The following is a 314-nucleotide window of genomic DNA, read 5'->3' as shown; positions in this document are numbered from 1 at the left end:
CAGGTAGACTACCTGGTCGATAGACGGCAGGTGCAAGGGCGGCGACGCCCTCAGCCGAGCCGCACTAATCGCCCGAGCTCTTCCGGAACCGCACCTCGCGGCCCGCGGGACATGCGCTCGAAAGCGCGGTCCGGGCACGAGGATGCCCCCGAGTCGGATCTCTCCTATGCGCCATGCGGCCCCCAGGGCACGTGGATGAGACACCGGGCACCGTAACGGTGGGCGCCGCCCACCGGTCAGCGGCCAGAGCATGGGGGGCACGCCCGGTCCCGTTCCGAACCCGGAAGCTAAGCCCCATCGCGCCGAGAGTACTG

At 70.1% G+C, this 314-nt stretch carries 2 rRNA genes; both read left to right on the top strand.

Annotation, left to right across the window (positions count from 1 at the left end):
• Nucleotides 1-88 (top strand): 23S ribosomal RNA (locus ACTQX9_RS09590); the annotation flags it as partial.
• Between the two features lie 147 nt (nucleotides 89-235).
• Nucleotides 236-314: ribosomal RNA gene (gene rrf, locus ACTQX9_RS09585) — 5S ribosomal RNA — on the top strand; the annotation flags it as partial.

It is taken from the genome of Collinsella sp. LCP19S3_F2 (assembly GCF_052121015.1).
Classification (GTDB): Bacteria; Actinomycetota; Coriobacteriia; order Coriobacteriales; family Coriobacteriaceae; genus Collinsella.
Note: the sequence above shows the minus strand (reverse complement) of the source record. Positions and strands in the feature narration are given on the sequence as shown.